At 61.4% G+C, this 18,659-nt stretch carries 20 protein-coding genes; all 20 read left to right on the top strand.

Annotated features, from left to right (window positions below; translation table 11 throughout):
• The first annotated feature begins 5 nt into the window (after positions 1-5).
• The 20 genes from AC3WJW_RS01285 (at position 6) to fliR (ending at position 18,659) form a co-directional block, all read left to right on the top strand.
• Positions 6-1,481: a sigma-54 dependent transcriptional regulator gene (locus AC3WJW_RS01285; protein ID WP_102699435.1), complete on the top strand. Its 1,476-nt coding sequence runs from the start codon at positions 6-8 to the stop codon at positions 1,479-1,481.
• A gap of 128 nt (positions 1,482-1,609) precedes the next feature.
• Positions 1,610-2,815 (top strand): sensor histidine kinase, encoded by a 1,206-nt coding sequence (locus AC3WJW_RS01280; RefSeq protein ID WP_493725139.1) that lies wholly within the window; start codon positions 1,610-1,612, stop codon positions 2,813-2,815.
• Between the two features lie 5 nt (positions 2,816-2,820).
• Positions 2,821-4,206: a sigma-54-dependent response regulator transcription factor FleR gene (gene fleR / locus AC3WJW_RS01275; RefSeq protein ID WP_493724853.1), complete on the top strand. Its 1,386-nt coding sequence runs from the start codon at positions 2,821-2,823 to the stop codon at positions 4,204-4,206.
• Between the two features lie 250 nt (positions 4,207-4,456).
• Positions 4,457-4,783, top strand: a complete 327-nt coding sequence (gene fliE / locus AC3WJW_RS01270; RefSeq protein ID WP_008021337.1) for a flagellar hook-basal body complex protein FliE — start codon at positions 4,457-4,459, stop codon at positions 4,781-4,783.
• Positions 4,784-4,799: 16 nt separating this feature from the next.
• The gene (gene fliF / locus AC3WJW_RS01265) at positions 4,800-6,587 is read left to right on the top strand and encodes a flagellar basal-body MS-ring/collar protein FliF (RefSeq protein WP_493724852.1); all 1,788 of its coding nucleotides are present in this window, start codon (positions 4,800-4,802) and stop codon (positions 6,585-6,587) included.
• The gene (gene fliG / locus AC3WJW_RS01260; protein WP_007983391.1) at positions 6,580-7,599 is read left to right on the top strand and encodes a flagellar motor switch protein FliG; all 1,020 of its coding nucleotides are present in this window, start codon (positions 6,580-6,582) and stop codon (positions 7,597-7,599) included. Before fliF ends, fliG begins: the two co-directional genes overlap by 8 nt.
• A gap of 4 nt (positions 7,600-7,603) precedes the next feature.
• The gene (gene fliH, locus AC3WJW_RS01255) at positions 7,604-8,401 is read left to right on the top strand and encodes a flagellar assembly protein FliH (protein WP_493724851.1); all 798 of its coding nucleotides are present in this window, start codon (positions 7,604-7,606) and stop codon (positions 8,399-8,401) included.
• Positions 8,391-9,749, top strand: a complete 1,359-nt coding sequence (gene fliI, locus AC3WJW_RS01250; protein WP_104449912.1) for a flagellar protein export ATPase FliI — start codon at positions 8,391-8,393, stop codon at positions 9,747-9,749. The genes fliH and fliI overlap by 11 nt, the downstream gene beginning before the upstream one ends.
• A 6-nt stretch (positions 9,750-9,755) precedes the next feature.
• On the top strand, positions 9,756-10,205 hold the full coding sequence (gene fliJ, locus AC3WJW_RS01245) for a flagellar export protein FliJ (RefSeq protein WP_102699429.1): 450 nt from the start codon (positions 9,756-9,758) through the stop codon (positions 10,203-10,205).
• 138 nt (positions 10,206-10,343) lie between these two features.
• Positions 10,344-10,643, top strand: a complete 300-nt coding sequence (locus AC3WJW_RS01240; protein ID WP_493724850.1) for an STAS domain-containing protein — start codon at positions 10,344-10,346, stop codon at positions 10,641-10,643.
• Between the two features lie 5 nt (positions 10,644-10,648).
• A complete protein-coding gene (locus AC3WJW_RS01235) occupies positions 10,649-12,355 on the top strand; it encodes an ATP-binding SpoIIE family protein phosphatase (RefSeq protein ID WP_493724849.1) in 1,707 nt (568 codons plus the stop codon).
• A gap of 84 nt (positions 12,356-12,439) precedes the next feature.
• Positions 12,440-12,739 carry an Hpt domain-containing protein gene (locus tag AC3WJW_RS01230; protein WP_493725138.1) on the top strand — a complete coding sequence of 100 codons (300 nt, stop codon included), beginning with the start codon at positions 12,440-12,442 and terminating at the stop codon, positions 12,737-12,739.
• Between the two features lie 100 nt (positions 12,740-12,839).
• Positions 12,840-14,198, top strand: a complete 1,359-nt coding sequence (locus tag AC3WJW_RS01225) for a flagellar hook-length control protein FliK (RefSeq protein WP_493724848.1) — start codon at positions 12,840-12,842, stop codon at positions 14,196-14,198.
• A 209-nt stretch (positions 14,199-14,407) separates the two neighbouring features.
• Positions 14,408-14,911 (top strand): flagellar basal body-associated protein FliL, encoded by a 504-nt coding sequence (gene fliL, locus AC3WJW_RS01220; RefSeq protein ID WP_493724847.1) that lies wholly within the window; start codon positions 14,408-14,410, stop codon positions 14,909-14,911.
• 9 nt (positions 14,912-14,920) lie between these two features.
• Positions 14,921-15,889 carry a flagellar motor switch protein FliM gene (fliM, locus tag AC3WJW_RS01215; RefSeq protein WP_015096242.1) on the top strand — a complete coding sequence of 323 codons (969 nt, stop codon included), beginning with the start codon at positions 14,921-14,923 and terminating at the stop codon, positions 15,887-15,889.
• 66 nt (positions 15,890-15,955) lie between these two features.
• Positions 15,956-16,402, top strand: coding sequence for a flagellar motor switch protein FliN (fliN, locus tag AC3WJW_RS01210; RefSeq protein ID WP_015096241.1), 447 nt, complete (start codon positions 15,956-15,958; stop codon positions 16,400-16,402).
• 30 nt (positions 16,403-16,432) lie between these two features.
• On the top strand, positions 16,433-16,846 hold the full coding sequence (gene fliO / locus AC3WJW_RS01205) for a flagellar biosynthetic protein FliO (protein WP_218501899.1): 414 nt from the start codon (positions 16,433-16,435) through the stop codon (positions 16,844-16,846).
• Positions 16,846-17,604: a flagellar type III secretion system pore protein FliP gene (fliP, locus tag AC3WJW_RS01200; protein ID WP_015096239.1), complete on the top strand. Its 759-nt coding sequence runs from the start codon at positions 16,846-16,848 to the stop codon at positions 17,602-17,604. The genes fliO and fliP overlap by 1 nt, the downstream gene beginning before the upstream one ends.
• Entirely contained in the window at positions 17,601-17,870 is a 270-nt protein-coding gene (gene fliQ / locus AC3WJW_RS01195) for a flagellar biosynthesis protein FliQ (protein ID WP_093225108.1), read from the top strand. The genes fliP and fliQ overlap by 4 nt, the downstream gene beginning before the upstream one ends.
• Before the next feature lie 3 nt (positions 17,871-17,873).
• A complete protein-coding gene (gene fliR / locus AC3WJW_RS01190; RefSeq protein ID WP_493724846.1) occupies positions 17,874-18,659 on the top strand; it encodes a flagellar biosynthetic protein FliR in 786 nt (261 codons plus the stop codon).

The raw sequence follows: 18,659 nt of genomic DNA, 5'->3' as shown, positions 1-18,659 counted from the left end.
ATTGCATGTGGCGTGAAACCAAAATTCTGCTGATTGATGACGATAGCGTCCGCCGCCGCGACCTGGCGGTGATTTTAAATTTTCTCGGCGAAGAAAATTTACCCTGCGGTAGCCATGACTGGCAGCAGGCTGTCGGCTCTTTGTCGTCAAGTCGTGAAGTAATCTGTGTCCTGATCGGGACGGTCAATGCTCCTGGTGCACTTCTGGGCTTGCTAAAGACACTCTCGACCTGGGATGAGTTCCTTCCGGTTTTGTTAATGGGCGATAATTCTTCCATTGACCTGCCGGAGGACCAGCGTCGCCGGGTGCTTTCGACCCTCGAAATGCCGCCCAGCTACAGCAAGCTGCTCGACTCGCTGCATCGTGCCCAGGTCTATCGCGAGATGTACGACCAGGCCCGCGAGCGCGGTCGTCATCGCGAACCCAACCTTTTCCGCAGTCTTGTCGGCACCAGCCGGGCGATCCAGCACGTCCGCCAGATGATGCAGCAAGTCGCCGACACCGATGCCAGCGTGCTGATACTCGGTGAGTCCGGCACCGGCAAGGAAGTGGTTGCGCGCAACCTGCATTACCATTCCAAGCGCCGCGAAGCGCCGTTCGTGCCGGTCAACTGCGGGGCGATCCCGGCCGAGTTGCTGGAAAGCGAATTGTTCGGTCATGAGAAGGGCGCCTTCACCGGGGCAATCACCAGCCGTGCCGGTCGATTCGAGCTGGCCAACGGCGGCACCCTGTTCCTCGACGAAATCGGCGACATGCCGCTGCCGATGCAGGTCAAGCTGCTGCGCGTATTGCAGGAGCGCACCTTCGAGCGCGTGGGCAGCAACAAGACCCAGAGCGTCGACGTGCGCATCATTGCCGCGACCCACAAGAATCTCGAAAGCATGATCGAGATCGGCACTTTCCGCGAAGACCTGTACTACCGCCTGAATGTGTTCCCGATCGAGATGGCGCCGCTGCGAGAGCGCGTCGAGGACATCCCGCTGCTGATGAACGAGCTGATCTCGCGCATGGAGCACGAGAAGCGCGGCTCGATCCGTTTCAACTCGGCGGCGATCATGTCGCTGTGCCGGCATGGCTGGCCGGGCAACGTCCGCGAACTGGCCAACCTGGTGGAACGCATGGCGATCATGCATCCATACGGCGTGATCGGCGTGGTCGAGTTGCCGAAGAAATTCCGCTACGTCGACGATGAAGACGAGCAAATGGTCGACAGCCTGCGCACCGATCTGGAAGAGCGCGTGGCCATCAACGGTCATACGCAGGACTTCACCGCCAACGCCATGTTGCCGCCGGAGGGCCTGGACCTGAAGGACTACCTCGGTGGCCTGGAGCAAGGGTTGATCCAGCAGGCGCTGGATGATGCCAACGGCATCGTGGCGCGCGCGGCCGAGCGCCTGCGTATTCGTCGTACCACGCTGGTGGAAAAGATGCGCAAGTACGGCATGAGCCGACGCGATGGAGACGAACAGGCGGATGATTGACGCCTGTTTTTCAACCCATTCATTTATAGGAAGTTTTTTTTAGGCATGGGTATTGCTTTGTCCCTCGCAACGTTCCGTTTCACTGACGGTCAGCCAAGCGAGAGAGCACCATGCCCCCATCCGCCCAGATATCTCCTGCCTCAGATGCTTTTGGGGATGCTTCGCGGCAACCGTCGTCCGTAGAGCAGGCGAGCCGTCTGGGTCTTGAGCAGGCATTCGCGCTGTTCAATCAGATGTCCAGTCAGTTGACCGATTCCTACAGCATGCTTGAAGCTCGGGTAACCGAGCTCAAGGGTGAGCTGGCGGTGGTTAGCGCCCAGCGCATGCAGGAGCTGGCGGAAAAAGAACGCCTGGCCAACCGCCTGCAGAATCTCCTTGATCTGTTACCCGGCGGTGTCATCGTCATTGACGCCCAGGGCATCGTGCGCGAAGCCAACCCGGCGGCGTGCGAGTTGCTGGGCCTGCCGCTGGACGGTGAGTTGTGGCGCCACGTCATTGCCCGCTGTTTTGCGCCGCGCGAAGACGATGGCCATGAGGTCTCCCTCAAGGATGGCCGGCGTCTGTCGATCGCCACGCGCTCGCTGGACGCCGAGCCTGGCCAGTTGGTGTTGCTCAATGACCTGACCGAAACCCGCCATCTGCAGGATCAATTGGCTCGTCATGAGCGTCTGTCGTCGTTGGGGCGCATGGTCGCTTCCCTGGCTCATCAGATACGCACGCCGCTGTCCGCCGCGTTGCTGTACGCCAGTCATTTGACCGAGCAAGCGCTGCCGGTGGCTACCCAGCAGCGTTTTGCCGGGCGTCTCAAGGAGCGCCTGCACGAGCTCGAGCACCAGGTGCGCGACATGCTGGTGTTTGCTCGTGGTGAGCTGCCGCTGACCGATCGCATAACCCCTGGCCAACTGATGCAATCGCTGCAGGCGGCCGCACTGACCCATGTGCAGGATCTGCCGATCCGCTGGCAGTGCGACAGTCATTCGGGGGAGTTGCTGTGCAATCGCGACACCCTGGTCGGCGCGATCCTCAACCTGATCGAGAACGCCATTCAGTCCGGTGCCGGTCAATTGCGCCTGAAGATTCACCTCTACACCCGCGGCAACACCCTGCGCCTGTGTGTCAGTGACAGTGGCTCGGGTATCGATGCCGCGGTTCTGGCGCGATTGGGCGAACCCTTTTTTACCACCAAGACCACCGGTACAGGTCTTGGTCTGACCGTGGTCAAGGCGGTGGCCCGTGCGCATCAGGGAGAATTGCAGCTGCGTTCGCGGCTCGGTCGCGGCACTTGCGCGCAGGTGATCCTGCCGCTGTTCAGCAACGCTCAGGGAGCGGAGTGACATTGATGGGCATCAAGGTTCTGTTGGTCGAGGACGACCGTGCGTTGCGCGAGGCACTGGCTGATACGCTGTTGCTCGCGGGGCACGATTACAAGGCGGTGGGTTCGGCGCAAGAGGCGCTGGTAGCTGTCGGTGATGAGGCTTTCAGTCTGGTGATCAGTGACGTCAATATGCCAGGCATGGACGGCCACCAGTTGCTGGGCATGCTGCGGGCGCGGCAGCCACAGTTGCCGGTGTTGCTGATGACGGCTCACGGTGCGGTCGAGCGTGCGGTCGATGCGATGCGCCAGGGGGCGGCGGACTACCTGGTCAAGCCATTCGAACCCAAGGCGTTGCTCGATCTGGTGGCGCGCCATGCCCTGGGCAGTCTTGGCCTGGCCGAGGGTGAGGGACCGGTAGCGTTCGAGCCGGCGAGCGCGCAGTTGCTCGAGCTGGCGGCACGGGTTGCGCGCAGTGATTCCACGGTGTTGATCTCGGGTGAATCGGGCACGGGCAAGGAGGTGCTGGCGCGTTACATCCATCAGCATTCTCATCGGGCCAGTCAGCCGTTCATTGCGATCAACTGCGCCGCGATCCCGGACAACATGCTTGAAGCGACGTTGTTCGGTCACGAGAAGGGTTCCTTTACCGGCGCCATTGCCGCGCAAGCCGGCAAGTTCGAGCAGGCCGACGGCGGCACTCTATTGCTCGACGAAATTTCCGAAATGCCCCTGGGGCTCCAGGCCAAATTGTTGCGCGTGCTGCAGGAGCGCGAGGTCGAGAGGGTTGGCGCGCGTAAACCGATCGCGCTGGATATTCGCGTGGTGGCAACCACCAACCGCGACCTGGCGGGTGAAGTGGCGGCGGGGCGCTTTCGCGAAGACCTCTATTATCGCCTGTCGGTGTTTCCGCTGGCCTGGCGTCCGCTGCGTGAGCGCACCGCTGACATTCTGCCGTTGGCCGAGCGCCTGTTGGCCAAACACGTCAATAAAATGAAGCATTCGGCTGCCAGATTGTCGCCCGAGGCTCAGGCGTGCCTGATCGGTTATCCGTGGCCAGGTAACGTGCGTGAACTGGACAACGCGATTCAGCGTGCGCTGATTTTGCAACAGGGCGGTCTGATCCAGCCGCAGGACTTCTGCCTGGCCGGGCCGGTGGCCTGCGCTCCGTTGCCTGTGTTGATTCCGGCGCCGGTGCGGCCTGCGGAGGTCGAGTCCGAGTCGGCCGGTGCGCTGGGTGATGACCTGCGTCGCCGTGAGTTCCAGATGATCATCGATACCCTGCGCGCCGAGCGCGGTCGCCGCAAAGAGGCGGCCGAGCGCCTGGGAATCAGCCCGCGAACCCTGCGCTACAAGCTGGCGCAGATGCGCGATGCCGGCATGGATGTGGAAGCGTATTTGTTTGCCACCTGAAAGTAGATGCACACAACGCCGATCTAAAACTGTGGGAGCGAGCCTGCTCGCGAAGGCGGTGTGTCAGGTACATGAGTGTCGACCGACGCTCCCTCTTCGCGAGCAGGCTCGCTCCCACAGTTTTTTGCGGTGATTTGCGGGCCAAAGAGCTTTTGTTTGGAGTGGCCATGGAGCTGGCACCCTTGTTGCTAACACCTCATGACCCGCCGAGTGAGTGTCAAAAAATTGCGGGTCGTCAAAGAGAGAGACCATGAGCCAAGGTATTGAATTCAATCGGTTGATGCTGGATATGCGCGCCATGCAAATGGATGCCATGTCTGCGCCGAAATCGACTGCCGTCCCTGAAGTGGCGGGCAGCAGCTTTTCCGACATGCTCGGCCAGGCCGTCAATAAAGTGAACGACACCCAACAGGCTTCCACTCAGTTGGCCAGCGCCTTCGAAATCGGCAAAAGCGGCGTCGACCTGACAGACGTGATGATTTCCTCGCAGAAGGCCAGTGTGTCATTCCAGGCGTTGACCCAGGTGCGCAACAAGCTGGTACAGGCCTACCAAGACATCATGCAGATGCCGGTTTAAAGGACGAGATTGAGTCATGGCAGAAGCAGTCGCCGATAATGTTCCGGCCAAGGCCACTCCAATAGACGGCAAGCCGCCGCTGTTCGGGTTGTCCTTCCTGGAAAACCTCTCCGAGATGACCATGTTGCGTCAGGTGGGCCTGTTGGTCGGTCTGGCGGCGAGCGTGGCGATTGGTTTTGCCGTGGTGTTGTGGTCTCAACAGCCGGACTACCGGCCTCTGTACGGCAGCCTTGCCGGTATGGACGCCAAGCAGGTCATGGATACCCTGGCCTCCGCCGATATTCCGTACACCGTCGAACCCAATTCCGGTGCCTTGCTGGTCAAGGCCGATGACCTGTCCCGTGCGCGGCTCAAGCTCGCGGGTGCTGGTGTCACTCCCAGCGACGGCAACATCGGTTTTGAAATCCTCGACAAGGAACAGGGGCTCGGCACCAGCCAGTTCATGGAAGCGACCCGCTATCGTCGCGGCCTCGAAGGCGAACTGGCCCGCACCATTTCCAGCCTGAACAACGTCAAGGGTGCCCGCGTGCACCTGGCGATCCCGAAGAGTTCGGTGTTCGTGCGCGACGAGCGCAAGCCGAGCGCTTCGGTGTTGGTCGAACTCTATTCCGGTCGCTCCCTCGAGCCAGGCCAGGTCGTGGCGATCATCAACCTGGTCGCGACCAGCGTTCCCGAACTCAGCAAGTCGCAGATCACCGTCGTCGACCAGAAGGGCAACCTGCTCTCGGATCAGGCGGAGAACTCCGAGCTGACCATGGCCGGCAAGCAGTTCGACTACAGCCGCCGCATGGAAAGCATGCTCACCCAACGCGTGCACAACATCCTGCAGCCGGTGCTGGGTAACGATCGCTATAAAGCCGAAGTATCCGCCGATGTGGACTTCAGCGCGGTCGAGTCGACTTCCGAGCAGTTCAATCCGGATCAACCGGCATTGCGCAGCGAGCAGTCGGTGAACGAACAACGTACCGCCAGCAACGGTCCGCAAGGCGTGCCGGGTGCCTTGAGCAACCAGCCGCCATCGCCGGCCTCCGCGCCGCAAACCACGGGCGGCACGCCGGGTGCAGCTGGCATGGTGCAGCCAGGCCAGCCACTGGTTGATGCCAATGGCCAGCAAATCATGGACCCGGCCACCGGCCAGCCGATGCTCGCCCCGTACCCGGCGGACAAGCGTCAGCAATCGACCAGGAACTTCGAACTCGACCGTTCCATCAGCCACACCAAACAGCAGCAGGGCCGGTTGAATCGCCTGTCGGTGTCGGTGGTGGTCGATGATCAGGTCAAGATCAACCCGGCCAACGGCGAAACCACCCGTGCGCCGTGGACCGCCGATGAATTGGCGCGCTTCACACGCCTGGTTCAGGACGCGGTCGGCTTCGATGCCAGCCGCGGTGACAGTGTCAGTGTGATCAACATGCCGTTCTCCGCCGAGCGCGGTGAGGTGATTGCCGATATTCCGTTCTACTCCCAGCCGTGGTTCTGGGACATCGTCAAGCAAGTGCTGGGTGTGCTGTTCATTCTGGTGCTGGTGTTCGGTGTCCTGCGTCCGGTGCTCAACAACATCACCGGTGGTGGCAAAGGCAAGCAGCTGGTCGGTATCGGCAGCGACGTCGAGTTGGGTGGCATGGGCGGTCTGGATGGCGAACTGGCCAACGACCGTGTCAGCCTCGGTGGCCCGACCAGCATTCTGCTGCCGAGCCCGAGCGAGGGTTACGACGCTCAGTTGAACGCAATCAAGAGTCTGGTGGCCGAAGATCCGGGTCGTGTTGCCCAGGTCGTGAAAGAGTGGATTAACGCAGATGAGTGATAACCGAGCCGTTGCCGCCAAACTGTCCAAGGTCGACAAGGCCGCAATCCTGTTGCTGTCCCTGGGCTCCACCGACGCGGCCCAGGTGCTGCGCCACATGGGCCCCAAAGAGGTTCAGCGCGTGGGCGTGGCCATGGCCCAGATGGGTAATGTGCACCGCGAGCAGGTCGAGCAGGTGATGAGCGAGTTCGTCGATATCGTCGGCGACCAGACCAGCCTGGGCGTCGGCTCCGACGACTATGTGCGCAAAATGCTCACCCAGGCCCTGGGCGAAGACAAGGCCAACGGCCTGATCGACCGCATCCTGCTGGGTGGCAACACCAGCGGCCTCGACAGCCTGAAGTGGATGGAGCCGCGCGCCGTCGCCGACGTGATCCGTTATGAGCACCCGCAGATCCAGGCGATCGTGGTGGCCTACCTCGATCCGGACCAGGCCGGTGAAGTGCTCGGCAACTTCGACCACAAGGTGCGACTGGACATCATCCTGCGCGTGTCCTCGCTGAACACCGTGCAACCGGCGGCCCTGAAAGAACTCAACCAGATTCTCGAGAAGCAGTTCTCCGGCAACTCGAATGCCTCGCGCACCACCCTGGGAGGCATCAAGCGGGCGGCGGACATCATGAACTTCCTCGACAGTTCGATCGAAGGCCAGCTCATGGATTCGATCCGCGAAGTCGACGAAGACCTGTCCGGTCAGATCGAAGACCTCATGTTCGTGTTCAACAACCTGGCCGATGTCGACGACCGCGGCATCCAGGCGCTGCTGCGCGAGGTGTCCTCCGATGTGCTGGTGCTGGCCCTCAAAGGGTCGGACGAAGGCGTCAAGGAGAAGATTTTCAAGAACATGTCCAAGCGTGCCGCGGAACTGTTGCGCGACGACCTGGAAGCCAAGGGCCCGGTGCGCGTCAGCGACGTGGAAACCGCGCAGAAGGAAATCCTCACCATCGCCCGCCGTATGGCCGAAGCCGGAGAAATCGTTCTCGGCGGCAAGGGCGGCGAGGAAATGATCTAACACCATGGTCAAGAATGATGATGCACCCACTGACCTGATCCGGGCCAGGGATGTCAGTGGCTTCGATACCTGGGCGCTGCCCAGTTTCGACCCGCCGGAACCCGAGCCGGAGCCTGAACCGGAACCCGAGCCGCCGGAAATGGAGGAAGTGCCGCTGGAGGAAGTCCAGCCACTGACCCTCGAAGAACTCGAAAGCATTCGTCAGGAAGCCTACAACGAAGGTTTCGCGGTGGGTGAGAAGGAAGGTTTCCACAGCACCACGCTCAAGGTCCGCCAGGAAGCCGAAGTGGCCCTGACCGCCAAGATCGCGGCGCTGGAGCAATTGATGAGCCATCTGTTCGAGCCCATCGCCGAACAGGACACTCAGATCGAAAAGTCCCTGGTCGACCTCGTGCAGCACATCACCAGACAGGTGATCCAGCGTGAACTGGCCATCGACTCGACGCAGATCGAACACGTCATGCGCGATGCACTGAAGCTCTTGCCGCTGGGCGTGGGCAATGTGCGGCTGTACATCAACCCGCAGGATTTCGAACAGGTCAAAGCCCTGCGCGAACGCCATGAAGAAACCTGGCGCATCGTCGAAGACGAGTCGTTGTTGCCTGGCGGTTGCCGGGTCGAGACAGAACACAGCCGTATCGATGCCACGGTGGAAACCCGCGTCGCGCGGGTGATGGACAAGCTGTTCGACCAGTTGCACGAGCAGGCCCTGCACCCGGCCGCGCCTGACCTGAGCCTGGAACTGCCGATCGACAGCAAGCCTGCTGCCGCGCCAGAGCCGGATGCATCCGATGCGCCTTGAACGCACCAGTTTCGCCAAACGCCTGGGCAGCTACGCCGAGGCCACGGGACTGGAGGGCGCACCGATCCTCGAAGGCCGCCTGCTGCGCATGGTCGGCCTGACCCTCGAAGCCGAAGGCCTGCGCGCCGCCATGGGCAGCCGCTGCATGGTCATCAATGACGACAGCTATCACCCGGTGCAGGTGGAGGCCGAGGTCATGGGTTTCTCTGGTAGCAAAGTCTTTCTGATGCCGGTCGGCAGTGTTGCCGGCATCGCCCCCGGTGCCCGTGTGGTGCCCTTGGCCGATACCGGTCGCCTGCCCATGGGCATGAGCATGCTCGGAAGAGTGCTCGACGGTGCCGGTCGTGCACTGGACGGCAAGGGCGGGATGAAGGCCGAAGACTGGGTGCCGATGGACGGCCCGACCATCAACCCGCTCAAGCGCGAGCCGATCAGCGAACCGCTGGACGTGGGCATCCGTTGCATCAATGGCATGTTGACGGTCGGTCGTGGTCAGCGGCTCGGCCTGTTTGCCGGTACCGGTGTCGGTAAGTCGGTGTTGCTGGGGATGATGACGCGCTTTACCGAGGCCGACATTATCGTCGTCGGTCTGATCGGTGAGCGGGGTCGTGAAGTCAAGGAATTCATCGAGCACATCCTCGGTGAAGAAGGACTCAAGCGTTCCGTGGTCGTGGCATCCCCGGCGGACGATGCGCCGCTGATGCGACTGCGCGCCGCCATGTACTGCACGCGCATCGCCGAATATTTCCGCGACAAGGGCAAGAATGTCCTGTTGCTCATGGATTCCCTGACCCGTTTTGCCCAGGCCCAGCGGGAAATCGCCCTGGCCATCGGCGAGCCACCGGCGACCAAGGGCTATCCGCCATCGGTGTTCGCCAAACTGCCGAAACTGGTGGAGCGCGCCGGTAACGCGGAGAAGGGCGGCGGTTCGATCACCGCGTTCTACACCGTGCTGTCCGAAGGCGACGACCAGCAGGACCCGATTGCCGACTCGGCACGGGGTGTACTCGACGGGCACATCGTATTGTCCCGGCGCCTGGCCGAGGAAGGGCACTACCCGGCCATCGATATCGAAGCGTCCATCAGCCGGGTCATGCCGGCGGTGGTATCGCCGGAGCACATGGTTCGTGCGCAATATTTCAAGCAGCTGTGGTCGCGTTATCAACAGAGTCGCGACCTGATCAGCGTCGGCGCCTATGTCGCCGGCGGCGATCGCGAGACCGACCTGGCGATTTCCCTGCAACCGCAACTGGTCAAATACCTGCGGCAGGGCCTCAACGACAGCATCAGCCTGGGTGAAAGCGAAGCGTATCTCGCCTCGATCTTCGCGCCTGCGGCGGGCGGGTAAGCGGTCATGGCCCAGAGTCGGGCAGGAAGGCTGGCGCCGGTGGTGGAAATGGCCGAAAAGGCCGAGAAAACCGCGGTCCAGCGCCTGGGGCACTTTCAAGGGCAGGTTCGCCTGGCGGAAAGCAAGCTCGCCGACCTCGAAGCCTTCCGCCTCGACTATCAGGAACAATGGATCGTACGCGGCAGTGGCGGCGTCTCGGGCCAATGGCTGCTGGGTTATCAGGGCTTTCTCGCGCAGCTGGGCACGGCCATCGACCAGCAGCGGCAAAGCCTGGCCTGGCATCAAAACAACCTGAACAAGGCCCGGGAAACCTGGCAGCAGGCGTTTGCCCGGGTCGAAGGCCTGCGCAAGCTGGTTCAGCGCTATGCCGATGAAGCTCGGGCGCTCGAAGACCGGCGCGAACAAAAGTTGTTGGACGAATTATCCCAGCGCTTGCCACGGCAGGATCAGTATTGAATCGGGTGGACCGCGTTATCGTCCATCGCGGGCAAGCCACGCCCCCACAGGGTTTGCGCCATTTCCAGCCTTGCCCCAACCTCTATCAACTGCTAAACCTTGTACAAGCAGGTTTACAAATGACAAGGAAGCCATGACATGCCAGTTGTTACAGAAGTCTCACCCGATGGGCAAAAGCTGACGATCTCGGTCAAGGGTCGTTTCGATTTCGCCAAACATCAGGAATTTCGTCAGTCCTACGAAGATAAGGAGCTATCGGCGGTTGTGGTCGACCTGAAAGACGCCACTTACCTCGACAGCTCGGCCTTGGGCATGCTGCTTTTGCTGCGCGATCACGCTGGTGGTGATGACTCCGACATCCGCGTGGTCAACAGCAGTACCGACGTGCGCAAAATCCTCGCCATCTCCAACTTCGACAAACTGTTCGACATCAGTTGATTGCCATGCAGCCACTGGAGCCGCTGACGATCCTGATTGCCGAGGACAGCGCCGCCGATCGCCTGCTGTTGGCGAGCATCCTGCGCCGCCAGGGGCACGAAGTGCTGACGGCGGCCAACGGCGCCGAAGCGGTTGACACGTTTCGCCAGCAACGACCGCACCTGGTGTTGATGGATGCGATGATGCCGGTCATGGACGGCTTCGAGGCGGCCCGGCAAATCAAGGCCCTGGCCGGGGAAACCCTGGTGCCGATCATCTTCCTCACGTCCTTGTCCGAAAGCGAGGCGCTGGCCCGTTGTCTGGAGGTCGGCGGTGACGACTTTCTGGCGAAACCCTATAACCAGGTGATTCTCGCGGCCAAGATCAAGGCGATGGATCGCTTGCGGCGCTTGCAGGACACCGTTCTGCAGCAGCGTGACCAGATCGCCAGGCACCACGACTACCTGCTCAACGAGCAGCGCGTGGCCAAGGCGGTTTTCGACAAGGTGGCGCACGCCGGCTGCCTGAGCGCCGCGCCGAATATCCGTTATCTGCAATCACCCTATGCGCTGTTCAACGGCGACCTGTTGCTGGCCGCGTTCACCCCGGCCGGAGACATGCACGTATTGCTGGGCGACTTCACCGGCCACGGTCTGCCGGCGGCCGTGGGCGCCATGCCCCTGGCCGAAGTTTTCTACGGGATGACCGCCAAGGGCTATGGCCTGGCGGAAACCCTGCGTGAAATGAATGCCAAGCTCAAGCGCATCCTGCCGGTGGACATGTTCTGCTGCGCCACGATGCTGTGCCTGAGTTTTCAGCGTCGTGCGGTGGAGGTCTGGAACGGTGGAATGCCGGACGGTTACCTGCATCGCATTGCCAGTGGCGAGCGCACCCCTCTGCCCGCGCGGCACCTGCCTTTGGGGGTGCTGAGCCCGGAATCCTTCGATGAGCGCACCGAAGTGTTTCCCATGGCGCTCGGGGATCGGGTGTTCCTCTTGTCCGATGGGGTGATCGACACCTGCGGAGCCAATGAACAGTTGTTTGGCGTGCAGCGACTGCAGCAGGTGTTCGCTGCCAATCGTCAGCCGGATGCGCTGTTCGAAGAGATCGAGCAGGCGCTGCGCGATTTCGGTGGTGAAGCGCGCGACGATGTCAGCATGGTCGAAATCAGCCTGCTGGAGTCGGAGCAGGTCACGCCACCGGCATTGGTCTATTCCGACAGCGGCCAGTCGTGTCCGCTGGACTGGTCGGTGAGCTTCGAGTTCCGTGCCGCCACGCTCAAGCGATTCAATCCCTTGCCCTATCTGTTGCAGTTGCTGCTTGAGGTGCATGGCCTTCGGGCTCAGAGCGGTGCGCTCTACAGTGTGTTGGCGGAGCTCTATTCCAACGCGCTGGAACACGGCGTGCTGGGGCTGGATTCGAGCCTCAAGCGCAATGCGTCGGGTTTTGCGCGATATTATCAAGAGCGCAATGTTCGGCTCGACGAGCTGCAGGAAGGCTATGTGCGGGTCCATTTGCAGGTGGTGCCGACAGACGACGGCGGTTGCCTGACGATTCAGGTCGAAGACAGCGGCGAAGGGTTCGACGTCGAGCGGGTGATGGAAAGGCCTTTGGACGCCATCCGCCTGTCAGGGCGAGGGATCAGTCTGATCCGCCAGTTGGGGCGTAATGCCCACTGGACCGACAAAGGTCGAAGTGCACGCGTGGAGTTTATCTGGGAGGCTCTGGCATAATCCGCGCATTCTTGATCAAGGAGTGAGCAAGTGGACGACGAAACACATGTGGATCGCAACGTGCTGAGTGCATTGCGGGAAGTGATGGAAGAGGGTTATCCGGATCTGCTGGATATCTTTCTTGCGGACTCCGAAGAGCGCCTGAAAGTCTTGAAAGCGCCTGACAGTGCCACACGGCTCGTTGAAACCGCTCATAGCTTCAAGGGTAGCAGCAGTAACATGGGTGCCCTCAGGCTGACCGAGCTCTGCCACCAGCTTGAGCAGCAGGCCGCCAATTTGCCATGCGCGGCCGTTCTTGAACTGGTCGGCGAAATCGACCGTGAATTCGCCGGTATCCGCCCTCTGTACGAAGCTGAGCGACAGCGTTGCCCAGCAAAAATCTGAGCAAACGCTGCTTTTGGTCTCTATCGTGTGAAACTGGCTCGACCTTTGCAGTTATCTAACCCAACTGTACTTACGAGCCCTGTGCAGCGGAGACCGTTTCATGCCCGTTACCCCTAATATTCTGCTTCAGGCCTCCAGGCAGGCCAAGACTCAGGCTGCCTCCGCCAATCCTCCGGCAGTGGCCGCAGAGCCCGGGGACAAGGCCGCAAGCTTCGCCCATGTCTACGCCAATCAGGCCCCAAACAAGCCCAATGCGCTGGCGGATGCTCCGCTCAAGCCTGAGCGTGACAAAACCTCCGGTGTCGGCGCAAAGACGGACGCTGGCGACGACAAGTCTGCCGTCGGGGAGCCGGTGGTTGCCGATGGCGGCAAATCCTTGCCTGCCGACCAATCGGTGCAGGCTGACGACAAGACCGCCGGCGAAGATACGTCAGAGGCCGACCCGGCTCAGGTCGCCGATGCCGCGCCGGTCGATCCGGCGCTTGATCCTGCATTGCAGCAAGCCATACAGCCCGTGCTGCCAGCGCCAGCAGCGCCTGCGGTAGCTGATGCGGTGCCGCTAACGGTTGAAGCGCCGGTTGCTGCGGCGATCGTGGCTACAAGCGTTCCGGCGCCGCCAAGCGCTGACGGTGACTTCGATCCCGAGGCCGACCCACTCGACGCCCTGCCGGCGCTACGCCTGGCGATGGAACAGAGCGGTCACGTGTCGGCTTCCAGTCAGGCGCAGCAAAAGGCCGCACCGACACAGGCGCAAGCCCAGGCTGACGGTGAGCTGACGTCGGCGCAAAACTTTGCCGCCGGCATGGCGACCATGCTGGATGTTCAGGCCGACAAGGACGGTGCCGGGAAAGGTGACGACAAGGCTTTCAGTGGCTTGATCGATGACGGTCTGAAAGATCTCAAATCTGCCGGCAGCGACACCCGTGTCGATGATTTCGCCAATCGTCTGGCCGCGCTGACCCAGGCGGCCACACCGAAGACAGCCAATGCCTTGCCGGTGAACCAGCCGATCGCCATGCACCAGAGCGGCTGGACCGAAGAGGTGGTGAACCGGGTCATGTACCTGTCCAGCGCCAACCTCAAGGCCGCGGACATCCAGTTGCAACCCGCTGAACTGGGACGTCTGGACATCCGAGTGAACATGGTTCCCGATCAGCAGACCCAGGTCACGTTCATGAGTGCGCATCCGGGCGTCCGCGAGGCGCTGGACAGCCAGGTCCATCGCTTGCGCGACATGTTTGCGCAGCAGGGCATGGGGCAGGTCGATGTCAACGTTTCGGACCAGTCCCGTGGTTCGCAACAAGGGCAGGAACAAGCCCGGCAAAGCCAGGCCGGAGGGACCCGCGCCAGTGGCGGCCGTATCGATTCCATGGATGACGAGCATGCACCATCGGTCGCGGAAGTGGCGGCCAGCGTGACCAGCGTTATTGGTTCAAGCGCAGTCGATTATTACGCCTGATGATTCGCGGCGTCCTCTGAAAGATCGCAGCCTTCGGCAGCTCCTACGGGATGTACACATTCCAATGTAGGAGCTGCCGAAGGCTGCGATCTTTTGATTTCCGGCTTCAACCAGCCGCAGCCCATTTCCCCCTCCAACCGTTCTGGCATAACACTTGCTCTTGCCTTGCCGTGCGACTGTGAAACCCCGAATAGTGACGGATTATTGGCATGGCGAAGAGCGACGCAGCAGTAAAAGACCCCGCAACCAAAGGCAAACTCAAGCTGATCATCCTGATCGTGGTGGCCCTGCTGCTGGCGATCGGTGTATCCGTGGGCGCGACCTGGTACTTCATGCACAGCGCTCAGAACAAGCCTGCCGCCGCGGTGGTGGAAACCGCTCCCGTCGGCAAACAGCCAGCAATTTTCGAATCGATGGCGCCGGCTTTCGTGGCCAACTTCAACCAGAACGGCCGCCAGCGCTACATGCAGGTGAGCATCACCATGCTCGCGCGCAATCAGGCAGATCTGGAAGCGCTCAAGGTCCACATGCCGGTGATCCGCAACAACCTGGTCATGCTGTTCTCCGGGCAGGACTTTGCGACCCTCGCATCGCCGGTCGGTCAGGAAATGCTGCGGCAGAAGGCCACCGCCAGCGTCCAGGAAGTGGCGCAGAAAGAGCTCGGCAAAGTGGTGATCGAACAGTTGCTTTTCACTAATTTCGTATTGCAGTAGGAACACGACATGGCCGTGCAGGACCTGCTGTCCCAGGATGAGATCGACGCGCTGCTGCATGGCGTCGACGATGGTCTGGTACAGACCGAAAACGCTGCCGAACCTGGCAGTGTCAAAAGCTATGACCTGACCAGCCAGGATCGCATCGTCCGTGGACGCATGCCGACCCTGGAAATGATCAACGAGCGTTTCGCCCGCTATACCCGCATCAGCATGTTCAACATGCTGCGACGCTCGGCGGACGTGGCGGTCGGCGGCGTGCAGGTGATGAAGTTCGGCGAATACGTGCACTCGCTGTACGTGCCGACCAGTCTCAACCTGGTCAAGATCAAACCCCTGCGCGGCACCGCGCTGTTCATCCTCGATGCCAAACTGGTGTTCAAGCTGGTGGACAACTTCTTCGGTGGCGATGGCCGGCACGCCAAGATCGAAGGGCGTGAATTCACCCCGACCGAACTGCGTGTGGTGCGCATGGTGCTGGAGCAGGCGTTCGTCGATCTGAAGGAAGCCTGGCAGGCGATCATGGAAGTCAACTTCGAGTACATCAACTCCGAAGTGAACCCGGCCATGGCCAACATCGTCGGCCCGAGCGAAGCCATTGTGGTGTCGACCTTCCATATCGAACTCGATGGCGGTGGCGGCGACCTGCACGTGACCATGCCGTACTCGATGATCGAGCCGGTGCGCGAGATGCTCGACGCCGGCTTCCAGTCGGACCTCGACGATCAGGACGAGCGCTGGGTCAACGCCCTGCGCCAGGACGTGCTGGACGTCGACGTGCCGATCGGCGCGACGGTGGCCCGTCGTCAACTGCGCCTGCGCGACATCCTGCACATGCAGCCGGGGGATGTGATCCCGGTCGACATGCCGGAAGAAATGATCATGCGCGCCAACGGCGTGCCGGCCTTCAAGGTCAAGATGGGCTCGCACAAGGGCAACCTGGCGTTGCAAGTGATCGAGCCGATCGAGCGCCGTTGACCGGCGCTCCTACCCATTCGCGATTAACCGAATTCTGAACTTTTGCTCGCCGAGGACACTGACATTATGAACACGCAAGACGACCAGGCCCTGGCCGATGAGTGGGCCGCGGCCCTGGAAGAAACCGGTGATGCCGGGCAGGCCGACATCGACGCATTGCTCGCCGCCGATTCCGGCAATTCCGCGTCCAACCGCCTGCCAATGGAAGAGTTCGGCAGCGTGCCGAAAAACAACGATCCGGTGAGCCTCGAGGGCCCGAACCTGGACGTGATCCTCGATATCCCGGTGTCGATCTCCATGGAAGTGGGCAGCACCGACATCAACATCCGCAACCTGCTGCAACTGAACCAGGGGTCGGTGATCGAGCTTGATCGCCTGGCCGGCGAGCCGCTGGACGTGCTGGTCAACGGCACGCTCATCGCCCACGGCGAAGTGGTGGTGGTCAACGAGAAGTTCGGCATCCGCCTGACGGACGTGATCAGCCCAAGCGAACGCATCAAGAAGCTGCGCTGAGTGAAAAAGCTTCTCGGGTTTGTATGGGTCATGCCGTTCGACGTGCTGGCGGCCGAGCCGGTCGCTACGGCGACCACGGCTGCTGCGCCAGCGGTGAGCAGTGGTGTGGCAGGGCAACTGACGCAGTTGGTGTTCGGATTGCTGCTGGTGCTGGGGTTGATCTTCTTCCTCGCCTGGTTGCTGCGTCGGGTCCAGCAGGCCGGTCCGGCCGGCAAGGGGCAGGTGATCGAGATCGTCGGCTCCCGCGCGCTGGGGCCTCGCGACCGCCTGATGCTGGTGCAGGTCGGCAACGAGCAGATTCTGCTTGGCCTGAGCCCTGGCAGCATCACTGCGCTGCACGTCCTCAAGGAGCCGGTGCAGGTGCCGAGCACCGAGAAGCCGACGCCGGAGTTTGCGCAGCGCCTGCTGGAGATGCTGGGTAAAGATCAGAAGGATAAGAAGTAATGGGTGCGCTACGCATCGTCTTGACGCTGGCCCTGATGCTGGCTGCACCGCTGGCATTCGCCGCCGATCCGCTGTCGATCCCGGCCATCACCCTGGGCACCAATGCGCAGGGTGCGCAGGAATACTCGGTCAGCCTGCAAATCCTGCTGATCATGACCGCGCTGAGTTTTATCCCGGCGTTTGTCATGCTGATGACCAGCTTCACCCGGATCATCATTGTCTTCTCGATCCTGCGCCAGGCCCTGGGCCTGCAGCAGACGCCGTCGAACCAGATCCTCACCGGCATGGCGCTGTTCCTGACCCTGTTCATCATGGCGCCGGTGTTCGACCGGGTGAACCAGGACGCCTTGCAGCCGTATCTGGCGGAAAAACTGACGGCCCAGGATGCGGTCGCCAAGGCGCAGGTGCCGATCAAGAACTTCATGCTCGCCCAGACCCGCACCAGCGACCTGGAACTGTTCATGCGCCTGTCCAAGCGCACTGACATCGCCACACCGGATCAGGCGCCGTTGACCATCCTGGTACCGGCCTTCGTGACCTCCGAACTGAAAACGGCGTTCCAGATCGGCTTCATGATCTTCATTCCGTTCCTGATCATCGACCTGGTCGTGGCCAGTGTGCTGATGGCCATGGGTATGATGATGCTCTCGCCGCTGATCATTTCCCTGCCGTTCAAGATCATGTTGTTCGTGCTGGTGGATGGCTGGGCGCTGATCATCGGCACCCTGGCCAGCAGCTTTGGCGGTGTATCGCCATGACCCCTGAAGTCGCCGTAGACATTTTTCGCGAAGCCCTGTGGTTGACCACCATGATGGTGGCGATCCTGGTGATTCCGAGTTTGCTGGTGGGCCTGCTGGTGGCGATGTTCCAGGCCGCCACCCAGATCAACGAACAGACCCTGAGCTTCCTGCCGCGCCTGCTGGTGATGCTGGTGACGCTGATCGTGGCGGGTCCGTGGATGGTGCAGACCTTCATGGAGTACATCACCCAGCTGTACCACAACATCCCGATGGTCATCGGCTAAGCCATGTCGTCGCTGCTGCAGCTGACCGATACCCAGATCAGTACCTGGGTCGCGACATTCATGTTGCCGTTGTTTCGTGTCGGTTCCTTGCTGATGGTCATGCCGATATTCGGCACCACCCTCGTACCGCGGCGGGTTCGCCTCTATTTCACACTGGCCATTACCGTGGTCATCGCACCCGGCCTGCCACCCATGCCGCCGGTGAATGCCCTGGACTTGAGCGGGTTGCTGCTGATTGCCGAGCAAATCCTGATCGGCGCAGTGATGGGCTTCGCCTTGCAGTTGTTCTTCCAGGCCTTTGTGGTGGCCGGGCAAATCGTCGCGATTCAAATGGGCATGGCCTTCGCGTCCATGATCGACCCGGCCAACGGCGTGTCGACAGCGGTGATCGGGCAGTTTTTTACCATGCTGGTGACGCTGCTGTTTCTGTCCATGAATGGACATCTGGTGGCGTTCGAGGTCCTGACCGAGAGCTTCACCACGCTACCGGTCGGTGGCGGGCTGATGGTCAATCACTACTGGGAGCTGGCCGGCAAGCTTGGCTGGGTGCTCGGTTCGGCATTGTTGCTGGTGTTGCCGGCGGTCACCGCGCTGCTGGTGGTCAACATCGCGTTTGGTGTGATGACCCGGGCGGCGCCGCAACTCAACATCTTTTCCATCGGCTTCCCCCTGACCCTGGTACTCGGGCTGTTTATCGTCTGGGTCGGGTTGGCGGACATCCTCAACCAGTATCAACCGCTGGCCACCGAGGCTTTGCAGTTCTTACGCGAAATGGCACGGGCGAGCTGA

The sequence above is a fragment of the Pseudomonas sp. GW821-FHT07G06 genome, assembly GCF_058986625.1.
This window is presented reverse-complemented; position numbering and strand designations above follow the sequence as displayed.